The 22612-nt window shown below is 59.4% G+C and carries 15 protein-coding genes; 7 read left to right on the top strand and 8 right to left on the bottom strand.

Going from position 1 to position 22612, the window contains the following annotated elements:
* Positions 1 to 172 precede the first annotated feature (172 nt).
* The 6 genes from EDF82_RS08695 to EDF82_RS08670 all read left to right on the top strand — a co-directional run bounded on the left by EDF82_RS08695 (position 173) and on the right by EDF82_RS08670 (position 6610).
* The gene (locus EDF82_RS08695) at positions 173 to 1327 is read left to right on the top strand and encodes a mandelate racemase family protein (protein WP_123755096.1); all 1155 of its coding nucleotides are present in this window, start codon (positions 173 to 175) and stop codon (positions 1325 to 1327) included.
* A gap of 105 nt (positions 1328 to 1432) precedes the next feature.
* A complete protein-coding gene (locus EDF82_RS08690; protein ID WP_123755095.1) occupies positions 1433 to 3055 on the top strand; it encodes an ABC transporter substrate-binding protein in 1623 nt (540 codons plus the stop codon).
* The gene (locus EDF82_RS08685) at positions 3052 to 4089 is read left to right on the top strand and encodes an ABC transporter permease (RefSeq protein ID WP_123755094.1); all 1038 of its coding nucleotides are present in this window, start codon (positions 3052 to 3054) and stop codon (positions 4087 to 4089) included. The genes EDF82_RS08690 and EDF82_RS08685 overlap by 4 nt, the downstream gene beginning before the upstream one ends.
* Positions 4086 to 4991 carry an ABC transporter permease gene (locus tag EDF82_RS08680; RefSeq protein ID WP_123755093.1) on the top strand — a complete coding sequence of 302 codons (906 nt, stop codon included), beginning with the start codon at positions 4086 to 4088 and terminating at the stop codon, positions 4989 to 4991. Before EDF82_RS08685 ends, EDF82_RS08680 begins: the two co-directional genes overlap by 4 nt.
* Entirely contained in the window at positions 4963 to 5826 is an 864-nt protein-coding gene (locus EDF82_RS08675) for an ABC transporter ATP-binding protein (protein WP_123755519.1), read from the top strand. Before EDF82_RS08680 ends, EDF82_RS08675 begins: the two co-directional genes overlap by 29 nt.
* Before the next feature lie 10 nt (positions 5827 to 5836).
* Positions 5837 to 6610 (top strand): ABC transporter ATP-binding protein, encoded by a 774-nt coding sequence (locus tag EDF82_RS08670; protein WP_123755092.1) that lies wholly within the window; start codon positions 5837 to 5839, stop codon positions 6608 to 6610.
* 45 nt (positions 6611 to 6655) lie between these two features.
* Here the strand turns inward: EDF82_RS08670 and yegS are convergent, their stop codons facing one another.
* From yegS to EDF82_RS08630, 8 genes are all read right to left on the bottom strand, one after another.
* Positions 6656 to 7549, bottom strand: coding sequence for a lipid kinase YegS (yegS, locus tag EDF82_RS08665; RefSeq protein ID WP_123755091.1), 894 nt, complete (start codon positions 7547 to 7549; stop codon positions 6656 to 6658).
* A gap of 351 nt (positions 7550 to 7900) precedes the next feature.
* Complete coding sequence (yegQ, locus tag EDF82_RS08660; protein ID WP_123755518.1) at positions 7901 to 9262, bottom strand: tRNA 5-hydroxyuridine modification protein YegQ; 1362 nt, start codon at positions 9260 to 9262, stop codon at positions 7901 to 7903.
* A gap of 261 nt (positions 9263 to 9523) precedes the next feature.
* Positions 9524 to 10246, bottom strand: a complete 723-nt coding sequence (baeR, locus tag EDF82_RS08655) for a two-component system response regulator BaeR (RefSeq protein ID WP_123755090.1) — start codon at positions 10244 to 10246, stop codon at positions 9524 to 9526.
* Positions 10243 to 11754, bottom strand: a complete 1512-nt coding sequence (gene baeS, locus EDF82_RS08650) for a two-component system sensor histidine kinase BaeS (protein WP_123755089.1) — start codon at positions 11752 to 11754, stop codon at positions 10243 to 10245. Before baeS ends, baeR begins: the two co-directional genes overlap by 4 nt.
* Positions 11751 to 13175: an MFS transporter gene (locus tag EDF82_RS08645; RefSeq protein ID WP_123755088.1), complete on the bottom strand. Its 1425-nt coding sequence runs from the start codon at positions 13173 to 13175 to the stop codon at positions 11751 to 11753. The genes baeS and EDF82_RS08645 overlap by 4 nt, the downstream gene beginning before the upstream one ends.
* A gap of 1 nt (position 13176) precedes the next feature.
* A complete protein-coding gene (gene mdtC, locus EDF82_RS08640) occupies positions 13177 to 16254 on the bottom strand; it encodes a multidrug efflux RND transporter permease subunit MdtC (protein ID WP_123755087.1) in 3078 nt (1025 codons plus the stop codon).
* Positions 16255 to 19377, bottom strand: coding sequence for an MdtB/MuxB family multidrug efflux RND transporter permease subunit (locus EDF82_RS08635; RefSeq protein ID WP_123755086.1), 3123 nt, complete (start codon positions 19375 to 19377; stop codon positions 16255 to 16257).
* On the bottom strand, positions 19377 to 20624 hold the full coding sequence (locus EDF82_RS08630; RefSeq protein ID WP_123755085.1) for an MdtA/MuxA family multidrug efflux RND transporter periplasmic adaptor subunit: 1248 nt from the start codon (positions 20622 to 20624) through the stop codon (positions 19377 to 19379). Before EDF82_RS08630 ends, EDF82_RS08635 begins: the two co-directional genes overlap by 1 nt.
* Positions 20625 to 20971: 347 nt before the next feature.
* Here EDF82_RS08630 and EDF82_RS08620 point away from each other — a divergent pair, with 347 nt between their 5' ends.
* Entirely contained in the window at positions 20972 to 22513 is a 1542-nt protein-coding gene (locus EDF82_RS08620) for an EAL domain-containing protein (protein ID WP_123755083.1), read from the top strand.
* The last annotated feature ends 99 nt before the right edge of the window (positions 22514 to 22612 follow it).

Genomic DNA, 22612 nt, shown 5'->3' with positions numbered 1-22612 from the left:
GCCCAAATTTCTGCCGTTGCTTAGCGGAATTTGTCCGAGGCAGTGTTACAAATTTGTGCTTAGATTAGTAATTGAAACGCTTTTTCAATTAAACGAGCCCGTTTTTCCGGATTTACTCTGTTGCGCCCATTTCAGGTGAATGCGTTCAGGTGCTCTGTACTAAGGACTAATAATGAAAATTGAATCTGTAAACGTGACCGTTTTTGAGTATCCCACCCGTCGGGTCTCCGACAGCGCCGGTCACTCTCATCCCGGGGCAGAGAGCATGGCGAAAATGGCGATGCTGACCATTACTGCCGATGACGGCAGCCAGGGCTTCTCCTTCTCGCCGCCGGAGATCGTGCGGCCGTTTGTGGTGAATACCTTCTTTCGCAAAGTGCTGGTGGGGCAGGACCCCTTTAACCGTGAGCGCATCTGGCAGGATCTCAACCACTGGCAGCGCGGCAGCGCGCACCAGCTGACCGAACGCGCGTTGTCATTTATCGAGCAGGCGCTGTGGGATCTGATTGGCCGTAAACTCAATATGCCGGTCTATAAGCTGCTTGGCGGCTATCGCGATAAGGTGCTGGCCTACGGCAGCACCATGTGCGGCGACGATCTGCCCGGCGGGCTCTCCACGCCGCAGGAGTACGCGGACTTCGCGGAACAGTTGGTCGCCCGCGGCTATAAAGCCATCAAGCTGCATACCTGGATGCCGCCGGTCTCCTTTGCGCCGAACCCGAAAATGGATATCAAAGCCTGCGCGGCGGTGCGGGAAGCGGTGGGGCCAGACATTGATTTAATGATCGACGGCTACCACTGGTACAGCCGCGCCGAGGCGTTATGGATCGGTAAGGAGCTGGAAAAACTCGACTTCGCATGGTTTGAAGAGCCGATGGAAGAGGACTCTATGTCGTCCTACGCCTGGCTGGCTGAAAATCTGACCATCCCGATCGTCGGCCCGGAAAGCTTCGGCGGCAAACACCATATGCGTGCGGAGTGGGTCAAGGCCGGCGCCTGCGACATTCTGCGTGCCGGGGCCAATGGCGTGGGCGGGATTACGCCAACCATGAAGGTGGCGGCGCTGGCGGAATCCTTCGGCATGGATTGCGAAGTTCACGGCAACGGCGCCGCGAGCCTCGCGGTGGTCGGGGCGATCCGCAACTGTCGCTGGTACGAGCGCGGTTTACTGCACCCGTTCCTCGATTATGACCAGCCGGCGGCGTACCTGAACAGCATCGTCGACCCGATGGACGACGAGGGCTTTGTGCATTTGTCCCAACGTCCGGGCCTTGGCGAAGATATCAACTTTAACTGGATTGAAGCGCATACCGTCAGCCACGACTGAGCCATAACCAGCAGCGCCCTATAACAATAAAACCAGCCCTCCTTGCTCGTGCAGCGTAACCGCAGGCACGGGCGACGGCGGGCGTACCCTACAGGCGATACCGACATGAAAAGAACTTCCCTGATGGGAGCGTGTTTACTCGCGCTCGCCATAAGTATGGGGGGTGGGGGGGCGTACGCCAAAACGCCGCCCGACCAGCTCATTATCGGCATGAACATGAATAACCTGCTCACCCTCGACCCGGCGGCGATGACCGGCAACGAAGTGGTGGGGATCGTCGTTAACCTCTACGACTCGCTGGTGGAGCTTGACCCGCAGCAGCTGACCCATGTGCGCCCGGCGCTGGCGGAGTCCTGGGACATTGCCCCGGACGGCAGTTCCCTGACTTTCCACCTGCGCAAGGACGTAAAATTTCACTCGGGTAACCCGCTTACCGCGGCGGATGCGGTGTGGTCGATGCGGCGTATCCTGCACCTCAATCTTGCCCAGGCTTCGGTGTGGAAATCGTACGGCTTTAGCAAAGATAACATCGATAAGCAGGTGACGGCGCTGGATGACTACACCCTGCAAATCGCTCTGCCGAAAGCCAACGACCCACAGCTGGTGCTTTACTCGCTGGGCGCGCTGGGCAATCTCGGCGTGCTCGACAGCAAAACGGTGCAAAGCCACGAGAAGGATAACGACTGGGGCAACCGCTGGCTGACCACCCACGAAGCCGGTTCCGGGCCGTTTATGCTGGAAACCTGGCAGGCCAAAGATGTCCTGCGCATGCAGCGTAACCCGAACTACTGGCGCGGTGAGGCGAAGATGAGCCGGGTGGTGCTGCGCCATTTCCAGGAGTCGCAAACGCTGCGTCTGATGGTTGAGAAGGGCGATCTGGATATTGCCAGCAATATGGCGGTGTCGGATATCAACGCGCTGCGCCATGACCCGGCTCTGAGCATCGATGCGGTTCAGCGCGGGACGATGTACTACGTGGCGATGAGCATGAAGGAGCCGCATTTCGCCAACCCGAAAGTGCGTGAGGCGCTGCGCTATCTGATTGACTATCAGGGCATAAATAAAGCGCTGATGCCGGGCTATGGCGTGCTGCATCAGCGCCCAATCAAAGCGGGGATGCCCTCGACGCTGCCGGACCCTGGCTACCGGCTGGATATTCCTCGGGCGAAAAAACTGCTGGCCGAAGCCGGCTATCCCGACGGGTTTGACACCACCTTGCGGGTGCTGTCCGACCAGCCGTTCCTCAACATTGCTATCGCCGTACAGTCGACGCTGATGCAGGCGGGCATTAACGCCAAAATCATCACCGGTACCGGCAACCAGATCTACGGCGCGATGCGCGAGCGTCAGTTCGACCTGCTGGTGGGCCGCGGCGGCAGCGGCATGGAGCCGCATCCGCACTCCAGCCTGCGCGCGCTGGTCTACAACCCGGATAACAGCGATGCCGCCCGGCTGACCAACTTCCAGGGCTGGCGTACCGGTTTCTACGATAAGCCGCTCAACGAGATGATCGACCGCGCGTTGCTCGAACGCGATCCGCAAAAACAGGTCGCTGACTACCAGGCGATTCAGACCCGCTACGACCAACTGGTGCCGGCCCTGATCCCGTTGTCACAAATGGTGGATTCGGTGGTGGTGCGTCATGAGGTCAAGGACTATCAGCCGCACCCCTCCGCCACCACTTTTTTACGCGACGTCTATAAAGTCAGCGAAGGAGAGAAAGGATGAGCACCATGCTGTTTTCCCCCGGCTCTCGCGCCCGGCGCTTTTCAACCCGTCTGCTGCAGGTCGCGATCACCCTGTTTGGCCTGCTGCTGCTGACCTTCACCATCGGCCGGGTGATGCCTATCGACCCGGTGCTGGCGATTGTTGGCCCGGATGCCGATCAGAGCACCTATCAACAGGTCTATCAGCAGATGGGCTTTGACCGCTCGCTGCCCACGCAGTTTGCGATCTACTTCTACAACCTGATGCACGGCGATTTAGGCAATGCGTTGCTGACCGGTAAACCGGTGATGGACGATATTATCCGCGTCTTCCCGGCCACCATGGAGCTGGCGACCATGGCGATTATCGTCGGCGCCGGTCTCGGCATTCCGCTGGGCGTGCTGGCGGCGGCGCGGCGCAACAGCCTGAGCGATTACGTGGTGCGTATTATCAGCCTCGCTGGCTATTCGACGCCGATCTTCTGGGTCGGGATGGTGGGGCTGCTGGTGTTCTATGCCTGGCTGGGATGGGTCGGTGGTGCCGGACGGGTGGATCTCGGTCTCGACGGCATCGTGCCGCGACGCACCGGGTTGATGACCGTCGACGCGCTGCTGGCGGGCAACAGCCAGGTGTTCTGGAACGCCATCAACCACCTGATCCTGCCGGCCTCTTTACTGGGCTTTCACTCGCTGGCCTACATCAGCCGCATGACCCGCAGCTTTATGCTGGCGCAGCTGTCTCAGGAGTTCATTATCACCGCCAGGGTGAAGGGCTTAACCGAGCGCCAGGTTATCTGGAATCACGCGTTCCGCAATATCCTGGTACAGCTGCTCACCGTGGTGGCGCTGGCCTACGGCGCCTTGCTGGAAGGGGCGGTGCTGATTGAAACCGTCTTCTCGTGGCCGGGCTTCGGCTCTTATCTGACCGGCAGCCTGTTGCTGGGCGACATGAATGCGGTGATGGGCTGCGTGCTGCTGGTCGGGGTGATCTTCGTCATGCTCAACCTGCTCTCTGACATGTTGTATCAATGCTTTGACCCGAGGACCAAATCATGACCGTTTCTCTGGAGACGCCGCTGCAACGCGGCGGTACTGAAGGCCGCCGGCGGGTTATGCGCACCCTGGCGTGGGGCGCCGGATTCATCGGTAAAATGGCGCGCAACCCGCTGACGGCGGTGGGCGGCGGGATTATCAGCCTGCTGCTGATCGTGGCGATTTTCGCCCCGTGGATCGCCCCCTACAACCCGCTGGTTCAGGATCTGAACAATGCGCTCAGCGCGCCGGATGCCCAACACTGGTTCGGCACCGATGAGTTTGGCCGCGATATCTTCAGCCGCCTGGTCTACGGTTCGCGGATCACTCTGTATATCGTGCTGCTGGTGTCGGTCACCGTTGGGCCGCTGGGCCTGCTGCTGGGGGTGAGCGCCGGTTACTTCGGTGGCAAGGTGGATATGGTGCTGATGCGGGTGACCGATATCTTCATCTCCTTCCCGAGCCTGGTGCTGGCGCTGGCGTTTGTGGCGGCATTAGGCCCGGGGCTGGAGCATGTGGTGATTGCCATCACCCTGACTGCGTGGCCGCCGATTGCGCGTCTGGCGCGGGCTGAAACCCTGTCGCTGCGCCAGGCGGATTTTATCTCCGCCGTGCGTTTGCAGGGCGCTTCTCCGGCGCGGGTGCTGTGGAAACACATCGTCCCGCTGTGCCTGCCGTCGGTGATTATCCGCATCACCATGAATATGGCCGGGATTATTTTGACCGCCGCCGGTCTGGGCTTCCTCGGCCTTGGCGCGCAGCCGCCGGAGCCGGAGTGGGGGGCGATGATCTCCAGCGGGCGCACCTACATGATGGAGTGCTGGTGGGTAGTAACGATTCCGGGGCTGGCGATTCTGATTAACAGCCTGGCATTCAACTTCTTAGGAGATGGCTTACGTGACATCCTCGATCCTCGCAGCGAATAATGCACCACTACTCGACGTCGGCGATCTGTGCGTCGATTTTGTCAACGGCGGCGCGGTGACCCATGCGGTGCGCGGCGTCTCCTTCCAACTGGGCCGGGAAAAACTGGCGATTGTTGGGGAGTCCGGCTCGGGAAAATCCACCGTCGGGCGGGCGCTGCTGCATCTGCACCCGAAAAAGGCGCGGATCACCGCCAGCCGCATGCAGTTTGGCGATATCGATTTGCGCCAGCAGAGCGAAGCGCAAATGCGCACCATCCGCGGCAAGCGCATCTCGATGATTATGCAGGACCCGAAATACTCGCTGAACCCGGTGGTGTGCGTTGGGGATCAGGTGGCCGAAGCCTGGCTGACCCACAACCCCGGGCGTAAAGCGCAGGCCAGAGCCAAAGCGCTGGAGATGCTGGACGTCGTGCGTATCCGCGATCCGCAGCGGGTCTACCGCCTGTATCCGCACGAGATTTCCGGCGGCCAGGGGCAGCGGATCATGATCGCCATGATGTTAATCACCGACCCGGAGCTGATCATCGCCGATGAACCGACGTCGGCGCTGGACGTCTCCGTGCGCCTGCAGGTGCTGGGGCTGCTCGATGACCTCGTCAAGTCGCGCGGGCTGGGGCTGATTTTTATCAGCCACGACATCAACCTGGTGCGCAGTTTTTGCGACCGGGTGCTGGTGATGTACGCCGGACGGGTGGTGGAGTCCATTGCGGCCAACGAACTCGATAACGCCCGCCATCCCTACACGCAGGGGCTGATTAACGCGTTACCGGATATGCAACATCGTCGCCCGGTGCTGCCGGTGCTACAGCGCCAGGCCAGCTGGCTTACGGAATAAGGAGCGGATGATGATTGAAGTTAACAACCTGAACCTGGTGTTTGGCGAAGGTGAGAAGCGTAACCAGGTTCTGTACGACGTCAGTTTTCAGGTGCAGCCGGGGGAGATTTACGGGCTGGTGGGAGAGTCCGGTTCCGGGAAGACCACCGTGCTGAAGTGCCTGGCGGGGCTGTTCACCCACTGGCAGGGCGCGCTGTCGATCGACGGCCACGCGCTGGATCATCAGATTCGCCGCGAGCGCTGTCGGCAGGTGCAGATGGTGTTTCAGGACCCCTACGGATCGCTGCATCCGCGGCATACCATCGGTGATATCCTCGAAGAGCCGCTGCAGATCCACGGCATCGGCGATCGCGACCGGCGGGTGAATACCCTGCTGGATCGGGTGGGGCTGAACCGCGCTTTTCGTGACCGTTATCCGCACCAGCTTTCCGGCGGTCAGCGCCAGCGAGTGGCTATCGCCCGGGCGCTGATTCTGGAGCCGCAGGTGCTGCTGCTGGATGAGCCGACCTCGGCGCTGGACGTATCCGTGCAGGCCGAAATCCTCAATCTACTGGCGGAGCTGCAGCAGGAGTCCCGCCTAACCTATCTGATGGTGACCCATGATTTAGGGGTGATAGCGCATCTGTGCCAGAAGGTGGCGGTGATGCAGCACGGCAAAATCCTTGAGACGCTGACGGTGGATGCCCTGGTCAACGGTGATGCGCAGACGGCCTATACGCAAATGCTGGTTACCGCCAGCCAGCGCTATACCCGGGAGATGGCGCGCGAAGTGGCCGCCTACTGAGGAGTATGCCGGTGCATCAGGGATGAGGCACCGGCGCAATTTGAGTTATTTCAGCAATGCACAGTCCGGCGGCAGGCGGCAGCGCAGGGCGCCGGGCAGCACTTCCATGCGGAAATGTGTGCCGCTGAGCGGTTCACCGTCGAGGTTAAACGTCATCTCATGGGGGGCGGAAATCTCAAACCATGACGATACGCCATCCACCAGGTTCGGGGAGTTGTCGGGATTCGCCAGGGTGGTGAACAGCGCCGGAAGGAGCTCTTCGCCGGTAAAGACCCGCACGTGCAGCAGGCCGTCGTTAATCAGCGCCTGCGGGCAGAGCTGCTGGCCGCCGCCGGCCTGACGACCGTTGCCGATACCGATCACCAGCGCGTTCCCTTGCCAGCTGAAGTTCTCGCCGCGAATTTCGCAGCGGTCGGGCTTCAGGGTATCCATGCGCATCAGGCCATGAATCAGATAGGAGATGCCGCCGAGCGCGGCTTTGAGTTTTTCCGGCGTTTCGGTGGTGATCCGGGTACCAAAACCGCCGGTGGCCATATTAATAAAGCCGGTCTTGTCGTTAACCCGCGCGACGTCTATCGCCACGTCACGGCCAACAATCGCCAGCTTCAGCGCGCTGGCTAAATCCTGCGGGATGCCGACGCTGGTGGCGAAGTCGTTGGCGGTGCCCAACGGCAAAATCCCGAGCGCGGCCTGACATTCACGCTGAACCAGCGCGGTGGCGACTTCATTGATGGTGCCATCACCGCCGCCAGCAATCACCGTGCCGACCTCAAGCTGTATGGCCTCGTCGACATACCGGACGGCATCGCCTTTTTCCCAGGTCACGCGGACATGGATGTCGACGCCTTCTTCGCGTAACAGGGTGATTGCTTCACGTAGCTGGGGGTCGTTCGCCCCTTTGCCGTTGAGAATCAGTAAGCTGGCTGGAAACGTGGACATGGGTATGGCTTCCTTTTTGCACAAGATGCAGAAAGTGTACCGCATGACGCCGGGGATGGATATTTTGCACCACTTATCGTGAGAAGTACGACAGGCCTGGGTTGTAGCAGAGGGTAAAAAAATAAGCCCGCGTAAGGGAGATTACGCAGGCTAAGGAGGTGGTTCCTGGTACAGCTAGCATTTATGGGTTATGTTTTTCAGCAGAATGGATGATACCCGCTTCAAGCGAAGCGGTGTGTGATCCGTTTCTAATATCTTTATTCCGTGAAAAAATAACCCTACTAAACCATCTTATTTCAAGTTGCATGTCAGTTGGTTTTGCTGCCTGCAGCTCGAATTATTCAGGGTACCTTAGTTCCCGTGCGGGTTACGGGTGCTCTGTCCGGCAAAGTTACGCATCAGCAGCGCGTATTGCAGCTCCATCTCTTCCGGAACCGGCAGCCAGACGGTATAGCCATCGCCAGGGGCGACCGGCATCGCTTCGCCTTTGGCATTCACCATATGTTCGAGGGTGAAATTGACATTGCCCTGCGGCGTCATCAGCTCCAGGCTGTCACCGACGGAGAACTTATTTTTCACCGCCACGGCCGCCAGTTGACCATTGCGCTCGCCGGTAAATTCACCGACAAACTGCTGGCGCTCGGAGAGGGAATAGCCGTACTCGTAGTTCTGGTAGTCGTCATGGGTATGACGGCGCAGGAAGCCTTCGGTATAGCCGCGGTGGGCCAGCCCTTCCAGAGTTTCCAGCAGGCTTTCATCAAACGGTTTGCCGGCGGCGGCATCGTCGATGGCTTTGCGGTAAACCTGAGCGGTACGCGCGCAGTAGTAGAAGGATTTGGTTCGGCCTTCGATTTTCAGCGAATGCACGCCCATTTGGGTCAGGCGTTCAACGTGCGCAATGGCGCGCAGGTCCTTGGAGTTCATGATGTAGGTGCCGTGTTCGTCTTCGAAGGCGGTCATGTATTCGCCCGGACGTTTTGCTTCCTCAATCATAAACACCTTGTCGGTCGGCGCGCCGACGCCCAGGGTGGGCTCGACGGTCTGAACCGGAATCGGTTCCTGCTGGTGGACGATGTTGCCGACGATATCTTCTTTGCCTTCCGAAACGTTATATTCCCAGCGGCAGGCGTTGGTGCAGGTACCCTGGTTCGGGTCGCGCTTGTTGATATAGCCCGAAAGCAGGCAGCGGCCGGAGTAGGCCATGCACAGGGCGCCGTGGACGAAAATCTCAATTTCCATCTCGGGAACCTGGCTGCGGATCTCGGCAATTTCATCCAGCGACAGCTCGCGGGAAAGAATCACCCGGCTGAGGCCCATCTGCTGCCAGAATTTAACCGTCGCCCAGTTTACGGCGTTGGCCTGGACCGACAGGTGGATCTGCATTTCTGGGAAGTGCTCGCGCACCAGCATGATTAAACCGGGATCGGACATGATCAGCGCGTCCGGCCCCATATCCACCACCGGCTTGAGATCGCGAATGAAGGTTTTCAGCTTGGCGTTATGCGGTGCGATATTGACCACCACGTAGAATTTTTTGCCCTGCTGATGCGCTTCATTGATGCCCAGCTGCAGGTTTTCGTGGTTGAATTCATTATTGCGCACGCGCAGAGAGTAACGCGGCTGGCCAGCATAAACGGCATCGGCGCCATAAGCGAAAGCGTAACGCATATTTTTCAGCGTTCCCGCCGGGGAAAGGAGTTCCGGTTTAAACATGATTTTCTCGTTCTGATGACAGGTCAGATTCGCCACACCTGATGCGGCGAGTTGGGGAGACGCTCTCGCAGGGAGAGTGCCCACACATTAAGGGCGGGCATTGTAGCGCTGTGGAGGAGGGGAGTAAACCGTCGGGTTTAATCAATGCGCAAGCTCGTGGCCGTTGGCGCGGACGTTTCCCCGGAGGCGGGGCTACCGGGTTGCAGAAACCTGTAGCCCGGTCAGCGCAGCGCCACCGGGAATAGTCGGGCAGGTAGCTCACTACGCCAGCCGGCAGGCGTCCGCTTCCCAACGATAGCCGACGCCATATACCGCACGAATAAACGACTGTTCGGTGTCCAGCGACTCCAGCTTGCGCCGCAGGTTTTTGATATGGCTGTCGATGGTGCGGTCGGTCACCACGCGGTAATCATCATACAGGTGGTTAAGCAGCTGCTCGCGCGAGAAGACCTTGCCCGGCTCCTGGGAGAGGGTTTTCAGCAGGCGGAACTCGGCGGGGGTCAGATCCAGCAGCTTATCGCGCCATGATGCCTGAAAACGGCCTTCATCGACGATCAGCGGGCTTTCCGCATCCAGCGCCTGCAGATCCCGGCGCGGCTTGCAGCGGCGAAGAATGGTTTTCACCCGCGCCACCACTTCACGTGGGCTGTAGGGCTTGCAGATATAATCATCGGCGCCAATTTCCAGCCCCAGCAGCCGGTCGATCTCCTCAATTTTGGCGGTGACCATCACCACCGGCACATCGGAGAAGCGACGGATCTCCCGGCACAGGGTCAGACCATCGGTACCCGGCAGCATCAGATCCAGCAGGATGAGATGCGGCGGGGTTTGACGAACGTAAGGCAGGACCTGATCGCCGTGATTAATCAGCGTCGGTGCATAACCTGCTGCGAGCAGATAGTCGAGCAGCAACTGACCCAGTTTGGGTTCATCTTCCACGACAAGAATGCGTGGGGTATTTTCATCAACAGGTAATTCACTCATACGTCTCTCGATATATCACGTTCCAGTGGTAACTCAACTTTAATGCTAACCCCGCCAAAAGGCGAATGGTCGGCGCGTAAGCTGCCGCCATGGGCAGCCACAATATTGACACAGATCGCCAGCCCCAGCCCAGAGCCGCCACTGGCACGATTGCGAGAACCTTCGGCGCGATAAAAACGTTCGCACAGCCGCTCCAGCTGCTGGTCGCTGACCCCCGGACCGCTGTCGGCGAAATCCAGAATCAGGCGTTGACCGCTCTGGCTGGCGCTGATCAGCAGCTGTCCGCCGCTATCGGTATAGCGGAGGCTGTTTTCCAGCAGGTTATTAAACAGCTGCATCAGGCGATCGCCATCGCCAAAAATCATCGCGCTTTCCGGCAGCGACACCTTGATGCTCAGCCCCCGGCTGGCAAAACGTTCGCGGAAAGCGCCCGCCGCCACTTCCAGCAGGGTAATGATGTCGACCGAGGTTTTCTGATAGGCCAGCGCGCCTTCATCGGACATCGACAGCTGGTGCAGATCGTCCACCAGTTTGGTGAGGGTGGCGACTTCAGCCTGCAGTGAGGTAATGGAGTCTGGGGTGAATTTACGCACGCCGTCCTGAATCGCTTCCAGTTCGCCGCGCAGTACCGCCAGCGGAGTGCGCAGCTCATGGGAGATATCCGCCATCAGATCGCGGCGCATCTGCTGGTTGCGTTCAAGAGTGCTGGCAAGCTGGTTAAAATCCTGCGCCAGACGGCCAAGCTCGTCGCTGCTGGTGGCGGTAACGCGGGTGCTGAAATCCCCCGCCGCCAGACGATGGGTCCCTTCAACCAGCCGTTTCACCGGTGCCAGCAGGCCGCGGGCCAGCGGGAAGGTCGCCAGCGCCGCCAGCAATGTGGCGAGGGCGACAATCAGCCAGCTGGTGCGCTTTTGCTGGCGATCGAAATTGATATCGGTATTGCGCGTCAGGCGCTCAACCGGCGAGGCCACCACCATGCCGACCCGCACGCCGTTGACCATAATGTCGCGTCGGGTGCCATCTTCCGGCAGCTTTTCCGGCGGGCCGACCAGCACCCGGCCTTTCTGGTCGACAACCCAGAACATGGTGCGCCAGCCGTGCGGCGGCATATCCGGGCCGGGACCGCGTGGGCCGCCCGGTGGTCCGTCGGGTGGGCCTTCTGGCGGCGGGCCATCGTGGCCGGGGCGATCGTAGGGCGATCCGCCGCCGTTCATTCGGCGTCCGCCGGAGGCACGATCGTCGCTCTCGCGGTCAAACGATTTTAAGATCTGGAAAATAAAGCGATCGTTGTTGCGCAGGAATTTCCAGCTGCCGTGCAGGGAGTACTGCTCGCTCAGCGCATCGCCCAGCAGGGTCAGGCGCTGTTCGTTACCGCGCTTGATATAGTCGATGAACCCCCGTTCAAAGCTGATGCGCACCGCCCAGTGCATGCTGATAAGCAGCACGATACAGGTGGCTAAAATGGCCAGAAACAGTTTGCCGGTAATCCCCGGACGCCAGTACTTCACGGCTCACTCCTTTTATGACGGCTACGACGGGCGATGGTGGTGTTGCTGCCGGTCTCGTCCGGCACACGGGAAAAAATAAACGCCGGGAGCGCAATGATCGCCGCCATGCACAGATAGGTATAGAAGAAGATCTGATGAACGGTTGCCGGGTCAGCGCTCAGATGCTGCTGGCCGAACATCCCGAGCAGGATCCCGGCGATGGTGACGCCGATACTCATCGACAGCTGCATGATCATCGACAACAGGCTGTTGCCGCTGCTGGCCAGCTCATCCGGCAGGTCTTTCAGGGTCAGAGTATTCATTGAGGAGAAACGGCTGGAGTTGATCATGCCTTGCAATACCAGCACCACCGGCAGCAGCCAGTACCAGCCCGCCAGCGCAACGGCCATAAACAGCAGGCTGACCAGCGCCAGGCCGAGGGTCGCCACCACCAGCACGCGGCGGTAACCAAAGCGGTTCACCACCTGCACCACAATGCGCTTCATCCCCATGCTGCCGAGGACCATCGGAATCATCATCAGCCCGGCGTGGAACGGCGTGAAGCCGAGGCCAATTTGCAGGAATACCGGGGTCATAAAAGGCAGCATGCCGCTACCGATGCGCCCGGCAAAGCTCCCGCCGAGCCCGAGGGAGAAGGTGCGGTTGCGAAACAGCTTCAGGCTGAACAGCGCGTTATCGTTGTCCCGGGCGTACCACAGATAGAGCAGGATTGAGGCGACGCCAATGACCACCAGCGCGCTGAGCAGCAGCGGAGAAATCCCCAGTCCTTTTTTACCGTCGAGGGCGAGAGTCAACGTGGCCATTCCCGCCGCCAGCAAAATAAAGCCAAAAATATCAAAACGCCGGGTTTGTAAGGTGTAGTTCGGCATCAGCCACAGGGTGGCGATGGCGCCGATAATCCCCACCGGGATGTTGATTAAAAAGATCCAGTGCCAGGAGGCATACTCTACCAGGATACCGCCGAGGGCCGGACCGAGCAGCGGCCCGACCTGGCCGGGGAGGGTCACGAAGGTCATGGCCGCCATATATTGCGAACGCGGGACGATTTTCATCACCGTCAGGCGACCTACGGGCACCATCATCGCGCCGCCAACCCCTTGCAGCACCCGGGCCATGACCAGCTGATCGAGCGTGTTAGCCTGGGCGCAAAACAGGGAGCCGAGGGTAAACAGCACAATGGCGCTGAAGAAAATATTGCGCACGCCGACCCGGTCCGCCAGCCAGCCGCTGGCGGGCAGCATGATCGCCACCGTCAGCACGTAGGAAACCACCACCATATGCATGTGTAGCGGACTCTCCCCCAGGCTGCGGGCCATGGAGGGGAGGGCGGTGTTGACGATAGTGGTATCCAGCGACTGCATAAAGAAGCCGAAAGCCACTATCCAGAGTTGCCAGCGTACGCTGGCGGGCAGTTCTGTCATGTTAATCGCTTACCGGCTGGTTGGATTTGCGCGAAAAACGTAACCGCAGACGGTCGAAGAACAGATAGACCACCGGCGTGGTGTAGAGCGTTAGCAGCTGGCTCATGACCAGCCCGCCGACAATGGTGATCCCCAGTGGCTGACGCAGTTCCGAACCGTCGCCGCCGGATAGCACCAGCGGCAGTGCGCCGAACAGCGCCGCCAGGGTGGTCATCATAATCGGGCGGAATCGCAGCAGACAGGCCTGGAAAATGGCCTCTTCCGGCGTGAGATTGCCGTTGCGCTGGGCATCCAGAGCAAAGTCGACCATCATGATGGCGTTTTTCTTCACTATCCCAATTAATAGCATAATGCCGATAAGCGCGATCAGGCTGAACGGCGCGCCAAATAACTCCAGCGCCAGCAGCGCCCCCACGCCCGCCGAGGGCAGGGTGGAGAGGATCGTTAACGGGTGCACGTAGCTCTCGTACAAGATCCCGAGCACGATATACACCGTCGCAATGGCGGCAAGAATCAAAATGACCTGCGAATTCATGGTCTCCTGGAACACCTGGGCGGTGCCGGCAAAGGAGCCGCGCACGCTGGAGGGCACTCCAAGCTGGGTCATGGTGCGGTCGATGGCCTCGCTGGCTTCCGACAGGGATTTACCGGTTGGCAGGTTAAAGGCGATCGTCGACGCTGCCGACAGTCCCTGGTGGTTCACCGACAGCGGCGCGTTGGCCGGCTGCCATTTGGCGAAGTAGGACAGCGGGATAGGTTTGTCTTCGCTGTTGATGACAAACATCTTATCCAGCGCGCTGACGTCCTGGGTATACACCGGGTCCACCTCCATCACCACTTTATACTGGTTCAGGGGTTGGTAAATCGTCGAGATCTGCCGCTGACCGAAGGCGTTATTCAGCAGGCTGTTGGCGTCCTGGACGCTGATCCCCAACCGCGACATGGTATCGCGATCGTAGATAAGGTCCATTTCCGCGCCGTTATCCTGCTGGTCCGAGTTAACGTCCGCCAGTTCCGGCAGGGCGGCGAGGGCTTTACGGATCTTTGGCTCCCATTCACGCAGCGCCGCAAGGTCGTCTGACAGCAGCGTGTACTGGTAGCTGGCGTTGGCCTGACGGCCGCCGACGCGAATATCCTGAACCGCCATCAAGAACAGATTGGCTCCCGGCTCTTTCGCCAGTTTTTGCCGCAGCCGATCGATAATTTGCTGTGCCGTCTCGTGCCGTTGGTCACGGGATTTAAGGGTGATAAACATCATCCCGCTGTTGACCCTTGAGCCACCGGTAAAACCGGTCACGTTATCCACCGCCGGGTCTTCACGGATGATTTTCATAAAGTCCTGCAGCTTGCCGCGCATCGCCTGGAAGGAGATGCTTTGGTCGGCCTGAATACCGCCCATCAGCACGCCGGTATCCTGTTCCGGAAAGAAGGTTTTCGGAATCGAAATATAGAGCCAGACGCTCAGCGCGATGGTGCCCAGCAGCACCAGCCCGGTAATGCGGCTGTGTTTGAGTACCCACTTCAACGAGGTGCCGTAGCCGCCCTGAATCGCGACCAGTACCCGGCCAAAACCACGGTTGCGCGTCGGCTGAGACGGTTTGCTGCTCTTAAGCAGCCAGCCGCACATCATCGGCGTCAGCGTGAGGGAGACCGCCAGCGAAATGCCGATCGCCACCGACAGAGTCACCGCAAATTCACGCAACAACCGCCCCGGCAACCCGCCCATCAGCAGCAACGGTAAAAAGACCGCCACCAGCGACAGGCTCATTGACAGCACGGTAAAGCCGACTTCGCGGCTACCTTGCAGCGCTGCCTGCAGCGGTTTCATGCCGGCTTCAAGATGGCGGGAGATGTTTTCCAGCACCACGATGGCGTCATCCACCACAAAACCGGTGGCGATGGTCAGGGCCATCAGCGACAGGTTATTGAGGCTGAAATCGCACAGATACATCGCCGCGAAGGTCCCAATCAGCGACACCGGAACCGCTACCGCGGGGATCAGCGTCGCCCGGCCGGAGCGCAGGAACAAGAACACCACGAGGATCACCAGCGCTACCGAGATAACCAGCGTCTGTTCCACCTCCTCCAGCGAGGCGCGGATGGTCGGTGAGCGGTCCTGGGCAATTTGCAGGTCGATGGCCGCCGGAATGGTCTGCTGCAGCTCCGGCAGGCGGGCGCGAATGCTGTCCACCGTCTGGATGATGTTGGCTTCCGGCAGTTTGCGGATCATCAGCAAAATCGCCGGTTTGGCGTTGGTCATCCCGGCGTTGCGCACATCCTGTACCGAATCGCTGATGGTGGCGACGTCGCTGAGGCGAACCGCTGAGCCGTTGTTGTAGTGCACGATCAGCGGCTGATATTCCGCAGCGGTTTTCAGCTCATCGTTGGTTTGTACCTGCCAGCGCTGGCTGTGGTCCTCCAGCGCGCCCTGCGGCTTGCGCACGTTAGCATCGGAGATGGCGGTGCGCACCGCGTCCAGCGAAACGCCCTGGTTAAACAGAGCCTGCGGGTTCAGATCCACCCGGACCGCGGGCAGCGAGCTGCCGCCCACGTCCACGTCCCCGACGCCATCAATTTGGGCAATGGTTTGTGCCAGCTGGGTGGAGGCGAAATCGTACAGCTCGCCCTGGGAGTAAGTGTCCGAGGTGAGCGTGAGGATCATGATCGGCGCGTCGGACGGGTTGGCCTTACGGTAGGTTGGGCGGCTTGGCATACCGCTGGGCAACAGGCTCTGTGCGGCATTGATCGCCGCCTGTACATCGCGGGCCGCGCCGTTGATATCGCGGTCGAAATTGAACTGCATAATAATGCGCGTGCTGCCCAGCGAACTGGAGGAGGTCATCTCCGACACGCCGGCGATGCGTCCTAAAGAGCGCTCAAGCGGCGTCGCCACCGACGAGGCCATGGTCTCCGGCGAAGCCCCAGGCAGTGAGGCGCTGATCATGATGACCGGGAAATCCACCTGCGGCAGGGGGGCCACCGGCAGCAGGCGAAAACCCAGCACGCCGCACAGGGTGATGGCCAGCGAAATTAAAATCGTGGCCACCGGGCGGTAAATGAAGAGGGCAAAAAACTTCATTTACGCCTCCTCCTCATGTCGCGGGAAGCGGCTTTTAATGTACAGCGACAGGCGGTCGAAGAGCAGGTAGATGACCGGAGTGGTAAACAGCGTCAGCACCTGGCTTAACATCAGACCGCCGACCATGCCGATCCCCAGCGGACGCCGCAGTTCGGCGCCGACGCCGGTACTGAGCATCAGCGGCAAGGCGCCGAGCAGGGCGGCGAGGGTGGTCATCAGAATCGGGCGGAAACGCAGCAGGCAGGCCTGGTAGATGGCTTCGCGCGGCGGCATACCCTGCTCGCGCTCGGCGGCCAGCGCAAAGTCGATCATCATGATAGCGTTTTTCTTGACGATACCAATCAGCAGGATAATCCCGATGATCGCGATCACGTCCAGCTCGCTCCCCGCCAGCCACAGGGAGAGCAGCGCGCCGACGCCGGCGGTCGGTAAGGTCGACAGAATGGTGATCGGGTGGATGAAGCTTTCATACAGCACGCCAAGCACGATATACATCGCCACCACCGCGGCCACCACCAGCCAGACGGTATTGCCGAGCGCTGACTGGAAGGCGAGAGTGCTGCCCTGGAACTGGGTGCGGATCTCGGAAGGGAAATCCAGCGCCTGTTCGGCGGCGAGGATCGCCTCCACCGCATCGCCCAGCGAGTAGGTATCCGGCACGTTAAACGAGATGGTGGTCACCGGGAACTGATCGAGATGGTTAATCGACAGCGGAGCGAACCGCTGTTCGACGCTGGCGATGGATTTCAGCGGCACGATGCCGCCATCGCTGCTGGTCAGGCGAATATTATCCAGCGCCGCCAGCCCCGGCGTCTCGCGGGTGTCGTGCTCCAGCACCACGCGATACTGGTTCGCCTGGGTGTAAATGGTGGAGATCAGCCGCTGGCCGAAGGCGTTGTACAGAGCGTTATCGACATCGGCCATGCTGATGCCGAGCCGGCTGGCGCTGTCGCGGTCAACCTTGATATAGGCCGCCAGACCCTTATCCTGCCAGTCGCTGCTGACGTCCGAAAGCTGCGGCAGCGCCTGAAGACGCGTCAGCAGTTGCGGCACCCAGGTGCTGAGGGCGTCGAGCGAGTTGGCCTGCAGGGTGAACTGGTACTGGGTTCGGCTGACGGTGGTATCAATCGTCAGGTCCTGCGTCGGCTGCAGATACAGTTCGATGCCCGGAATGCTGTCGACCGATTTTTGCAGACGCGAGATAACGGCCTGGACGCGGTCGTCGCGTTCATCCAGCGGTTTAAGGTTGATCTGCAAGCGGGCGCTGTTCAGTGCCGGGTTGGTCCCGTCAACCCCGACGAAGGAGGTCAGGCTCTCGACCGCCGGATCCTTGAGGATTGCGGCAGAGACCTGCTCCTGGCGCTGGGCCATATTGACAAAGGACGACGATTGCGGGGCCTGGAGGGTGCCCTGAATAATGCCGTTATCCTGAATCGGGAAGAACCCTTTGGGGATAAAGACCCACAGCATAATCGACAGCACCAGCGTGCCTAAGGCCACGCTCAGGGTCAGCCACGGGTGATTCAGCACCCGGCTCAGCACTCGCCCGTAGGCCGCAATCACGCGGTCGAAGAAACGCTCGCTGGCCTGGGAGAAGCGGTTTTGCTTACGCAGCGATTCGTGGCTGAGCATGCGCGCGCACATCATCGGCGTCAGGGTGAGCGACACCACGGCGGATATCAGGATCGCCACCGCCAGGGTTATCGCAAACTCGCGGAACAGACGGCCAACGATATCGCCCATAAACAGCAGCGGGATTAGCACGGCAATCAGCGAAAAGGTTAATGAGATAATGGTAAAGCCGATTTCACCGGCCCCTTTCAGCGCTGCGGCGAGGGGTTTTTCACCCTTTTCGATGTAGCGGGAGATGTTTTCGATGACCACGATGGCGTCATCGACCACAAAGCCGGTGGCGATAGTCAGCGCCATCAGGGTCAGGTTATTGATCGAGAAGTCGAGGAACACCATCACCGCGAAGGTCCCCACCAGCGACAGCGGTACCGCTACGCCGGGGATAATGGTGGCCGGGACGTTGCGCAGGAACAGGTAAATAATCATCACCACCAGCGCAATCGCCAGCATCAGCTCAAACTGGGTGTCGCTTACCGAGGCGCGGATGTTGTTCGTCCGGTCGGAGAGTACCTGGACCTTGACCGATTTCGGCAGGCTCTCGGTGAGCTGCGGCAACATTTCACGGACGCTGTCGGCGGTGGCGATGATATTGGCCCCCGGCTGACGCTGAACGTTCATGACGATGGCCTGCTGGTTGTTCGCCCATGCGCCAAGCCAGATGTTTTCTGCCCCTTGTTCAATGGTGGCGACATCGCCGAGGCGAATCGGCGCGCCGTTCTGGTAGGCGATGATCAGCCGACGGTAATCTTCCGCCGATTGCATCTGGTCGTTTGCCGACAGGGTGACGGCACGGGTAGGGCCATCCAGGCTCCCTTTCGCCGAGTTCACGTTAGCGCTGGTGATGGCGGTGCGGATGGTTTCGCTGGTCAGTCCGAGGGCGGCGATGGCCTGCGCGTTGAGTTTCACGCGTACCGCCGGGCGTTGGCCGCCCGCAAGCGTCACCAGCCCGACGCCGGAGACCTGGGAAATTTTCTGCGCCACCCGGGTTTCCACCATATCTTCGACCTGGGTCATCGGAATGGCGGAGGAGGTGACGGCGAGGGTCATGATCGGCGGATCCGCCGGGTTAACCTTGCTGTAGACCGGCGGGTTCGGCAGGTCGGAGGGCAGCAGGTTGGTGGCGGCGTTAATCGCCGCCTGCACTTCCTGCTCAGCGACGTCCAACGGGAGCGTCAGCTGAAACTGTAGCGTCACTACCGAGGCGCCGCCTGAGCTTTGCGACGACATCTGTTTCAGGCCGGACATCTGACCAAACTGGCGTTCCAGCGGCGCGGTAATCGCCGAGGTCACCACGTCCGGGCTGGCGCCGGGATAAAGCGTGATCACCTGGATGGTCGGGTAATCGACCTCCGGCAGGGCGGAGACCGGCAAAAAGCGGTAGCCGATGATCCCGGCCAGCATAATCGCCACCATCAACAGGGTGGTGGCGACCGGACGCATGATAAACAGTCGGGACGGGCCGCCCGTGCTGCTCGGGGGTAACACTTGCATCAGGAGCGTGCTCCTTTTTTACCGTACTCACGGCTGGTGGCTTTTTCCGTGGCGGCAGGCGCGCTGTGCGGATCGACAACCTCCACTTTCGCCCCTTCGGTCAAACGGTCGATACCGTCGGTGACCACGCGGTCACCGGCAGAGAGCCCGGCGGTAATCACCACTTTCAGGCTGTCCTGGATTCCCGGCGTGACGGTATGCTTGCTGACTTTGTTTTCGTCGTTCAGGACCCACACAAAGTGGCCGTCGTTGCCCATTTGCAGGGCGGCGGTTGGGATAACGACCGCGTTCTGTTCGGTATCGACCAGCATGCGGGCGTTGACGAACTGGTTCGGAAACAGCGCGTCATCCTGGTTGGTGAAGCGCGCTTTCAGCTTGATGGTCCCGGTGGTGGCGTCAATCTGGTTGTCCAGACTCAGCAGGGTGCCCTGGCTGATTTTCTGTTTGTTGGTGCGGTCCCAGGCATCTACCTGCAGCGTTTTCCCGGCTTTCTGCGCCTGGACGACGGTCGCAATATCATTTTCCGGCAGCGTAAAGACGACATCGATAGGGTGGGTTTGGGTTAACACCACAATACCGGTGGTGTCGCCGGTGGAAATCTGGTTGCCGATATCGACCTGTTTCAGGCCCACGCGCCCGTCAATCGGGGCGGTGATGCGGCTCCAGTTGAGCTGCAGCTGCGCGCTGGCGACCGAGGCTTCGTCGGCTTTAATGGTGCCTTCTGTTTCACTGACCAGCGACTGCTGGGTATCCAGCTCCTGACGTGAAACCAGATTGGTTTTCACCAGCTGCTGATAGCGGGTGAGATCGCGCCGGGCGTTGGCCAGCGTGGCTTTATCTTTAGCGAGCTGGCCCTGGGCCTGGGCCAGAGCCACCTTAAACTGGCTGGGATCGATTTCGGCGAGGAGATCCCCCGCTTTGACCTGTTGGCCTTCCTGGAAATGAAGCGCCAGCAGCTGACCGTCTACCCGGCTGCGCACCGTGACCGTATTGGCCGCCGTAACGGTGCCGAGGCCGCTGAGATAACGCGGGACCGACTCGCTGGTGGCGGTCGCCGCCTGAACCGGTGCCAGCGTCGCGCCGAAGCGCCCGTGACGAGCGCCTCCTGGGGCCTGCTGATGTTGACCATTCGTCGCAGACGGCGCACCGTTTGCGGTTTCACGACTATGCCAGAACCAATATGCTGCGCCGGCAACAATAATCACCGCCAGTGCGGTTCCCCAGCGAATTGTGTGACTGCCTTTCATTTATTGTTATCTCATCCTGAAGCGTTTCGCGGAATGATACTATTTTAGTGACCAAACGCCCCGCAAAAATGGAGGAATTGTGAAAAGTCTGTCCAGAACTGTCTGGAAAAAATGCTTTTCGATGAGCCGCTTACGTTAAAGATAAGCGGGCGTTTTCTGACCGTAATCTGGCGGTCAACAGCGCGTTCCCTCCTGATTAATAAGGGGGCCCATTCGCGTGCTGATGCCTGGTATAACCACCGCTTTGTCATTATTATCGACATTATAGGTCTGCGTGGCAGGGACTGTGACACCTGGCTTAAGAGTTTGCGAGGCGGATTCCGGTATCTGGCGCGGGTCGCGGAGGGATGATGAAATTTATTAAGAAACAGAAATGGCTGCTGACCGGCGGCGGCATCACTGTGCTTCTTTCCGCTTTGCTGATTAACAACCTGATGCTATCGCACCAGCGTGCGCAGTTAGCTGATATGAGTGATGAGCTGCTCAGCCATGCTGAAGAGGTCACCACGCAAATTGTCTCGGCTGTTAATCGTGTTCACACCCGAGAGATAGTGGGCTGTCGTAAGCAGGATATTGCCGCCCTGCGCGAGGTTATCTGGAAGTACGCTAACGTCGAGGACCTCGGCATTATTGAGAATGGCAGGATAGCCTGTACCGCCAACTGGGGCGTGCTCGATAAACCGCTGCTGCTGCCTGACGAAAAATATGTCGTGCCGAACGGTTTTAGCATTTACAAAGGGGTGCGCAACTATCTGCCATATGGCGTCGTTCTGGACATGAGCCAGTACGGCAATGTGATCTCATTTACCTCTTCGTTTGCCTTCAGTGGTTTTGTGCGGCGCTATAAGGGGCTCGATTTTTCATTAACCAGCCGTAATGGTCAGCACGTTTTTCTCAATGACGTCAGCGCTAATACCGCCGCCGGGTCCGCGGCGGCATCCCGTCTTTGTAGCCAGAAATACGATATCTGCGCCCGTCTGGCAGAAAAAGAGCAGGGCTTTTTATCGCTCCCGCCGCTGCTTATCGCCGCAATAACGATCGTCGCCTTTATTGTCGGGGCCGCACTGTTCTACGCCATTCTGAGCTATTTCTCGGAGCGCCGTTCGCTGGAATTTCGCTTGAAAAAGGCAATTCTCAACCAGCGGATCGATCTGGAGTACCAGCCGTTAGTCTGCGCTAAAAACGAAAAGATCGTTGGCGTGGAGGCGCTGGTTCGCTGGCATGACAAGATCTATGGCCAGGTTCCGCCGGATCTGTTTATTTCGATGGCGGAGCAGCTGAATGTCTCCGACGATATTTCGGCGCTGGTGATTGAGAAGGCGACCCGTGAACTGAAAACCATTCTGCAGGCCGATGCGGGTTTCACCCTGGCGATAAATATCGGCAAAAGTGAAATCAACAATCCGCGTTTTTTAGATAATCTGATGCGGGTGCTCAAGCGTCATGATATTCGTCCGCAGCAGATTAAAATTGAAATTACCGAAAGAAGCGGCGAGTACTATAAAAAGATCGCGGCCTTTTCATTGCAGGCGATGAACCGGGGACTGCGGATTGCCCTTGATGATTTTGGTACCGGCTCTTCCAACCTGCTGTGGTTGACCGAGGTGTTCTACGATGAAATTAAGCTGGATAAGTTTTTCGTAAACGGCCTGAAGAATGAGTACAAGCGCACGATTCTGAGCTCGATTCTGGAGATCGTCTGCCAGCTCAATAAACAAATTGTCTTTGAAGGGGTAGAAAGCAAAACCGACTATGAGTTTGTCAAATCCTTCGATGAGAACGCGCTGATTCAGGGATGGTATTTTTACAAGTCGATGCCGATTGAAAAACTCCGCGCGTTGCTGCTGACTGAACCGCTTCCGCTGCGTGCGCAAAACGCGGAACCGTAGCGGGCGATAAAGGTCATCCGCCGACAGCGGAATGCGTCGTTTGCACACAATATACAGCGTAAATCGACAATCCTGACCGCCTATTCAGCCGGACTGGTG

Origin of the sequence: Klebsiella sp. BIGb0399 (genome assembly GCF_003752615.1) — a bacterium.
GTDB lineage: Bacteria > Pseudomonadota > Gammaproteobacteria > Enterobacterales > Enterobacteriaceae > Klebsiella > Klebsiella lignicola.
This window is presented reverse-complemented; position numbering and strand designations above follow the sequence as displayed.

Bases quoted from the DNA above. Each gene is read 5' to 3' on its own strand.
- mdtC (WP_123755087.1), bottom strand. From the start codon at position 16,254: ATGAAGTTTTTTGCCCTCTTCATTTACCGCCCGGTGGCCACGATTTTA.
- EDF82_RS08695 (WP_123755096.1), top strand. From the start codon at position 173: ATGAAAATTGAATCTGTAAACGTGACCGTTTTTGAGTATCCCACCCGT.
- EDF82_RS08620 (WP_123755083.1), top strand. From the start codon at position 20,972: ATGATGAAATTTATTAAGAAACAGAAATGGCTGCTGACCGGCGGCGGC.
- EDF82_RS08685 (WP_123755094.1), top strand. From the start codon at position 3,052: ATGAGCACCATGCTGTTTTCCCCCGGCTCTCGCGCCCGGCGCTTTTCA.
- EDF82_RS08680 (WP_123755093.1), top strand. From the start codon at position 4,086: ATGACCGTTTCTCTGGAGACGCCGCTGCAACGCGGCGGTACTGAAGGC.
- EDF82_RS08635 (WP_123755086.1), bottom strand. From the start codon at position 19,377: ATGCAAGTGTTACCCCCGAGCAGCACGGGCGGCCCGTCCCGACTGTTT.
- EDF82_RS08690 (WP_123755095.1), top strand. From the start codon at position 1,433: ATGAAAAGAACTTCCCTGATGGGAGCGTGTTTACTCGCGCTCGCCATA.
- baeR (WP_123755090.1), bottom strand. From the start codon at position 10,246: ATGAGTGAATTACCTGTTGATGAAAATACCCCACGCATTCTTGTCGTG.
- EDF82_RS08630 (WP_123755085.1), bottom strand. From the start codon at position 20,624: ATGAAAGGCAGTCACACAATTCGCTGGGGAACCGCACTGGCGGTGATT.
- yegS (WP_123755091.1), bottom strand. From the start codon at position 7,549: ATGTCCACGTTTCCAGCCAGCTTACTGATTCTCAACGGCAAAGGGGCG.
- EDF82_RS08670 (WP_123755092.1), top strand. From the start codon at position 5,837: ATGATTGAAGTTAACAACCTGAACCTGGTGTTTGGCGAAGGTGAGAAG.
- yegQ (WP_123755518.1), bottom strand. From the start codon at position 9,262: ATGTTTAAACCGGAACTCCTTTCCCCGGCGGGAACGCTGAAAAATATG.
- EDF82_RS08645 (WP_123755088.1), bottom strand. From the start codon at position 13,175: ATGACAGAACTGCCCGCCAGCGTACGCTGGCAACTCTGGATAGTGGCT.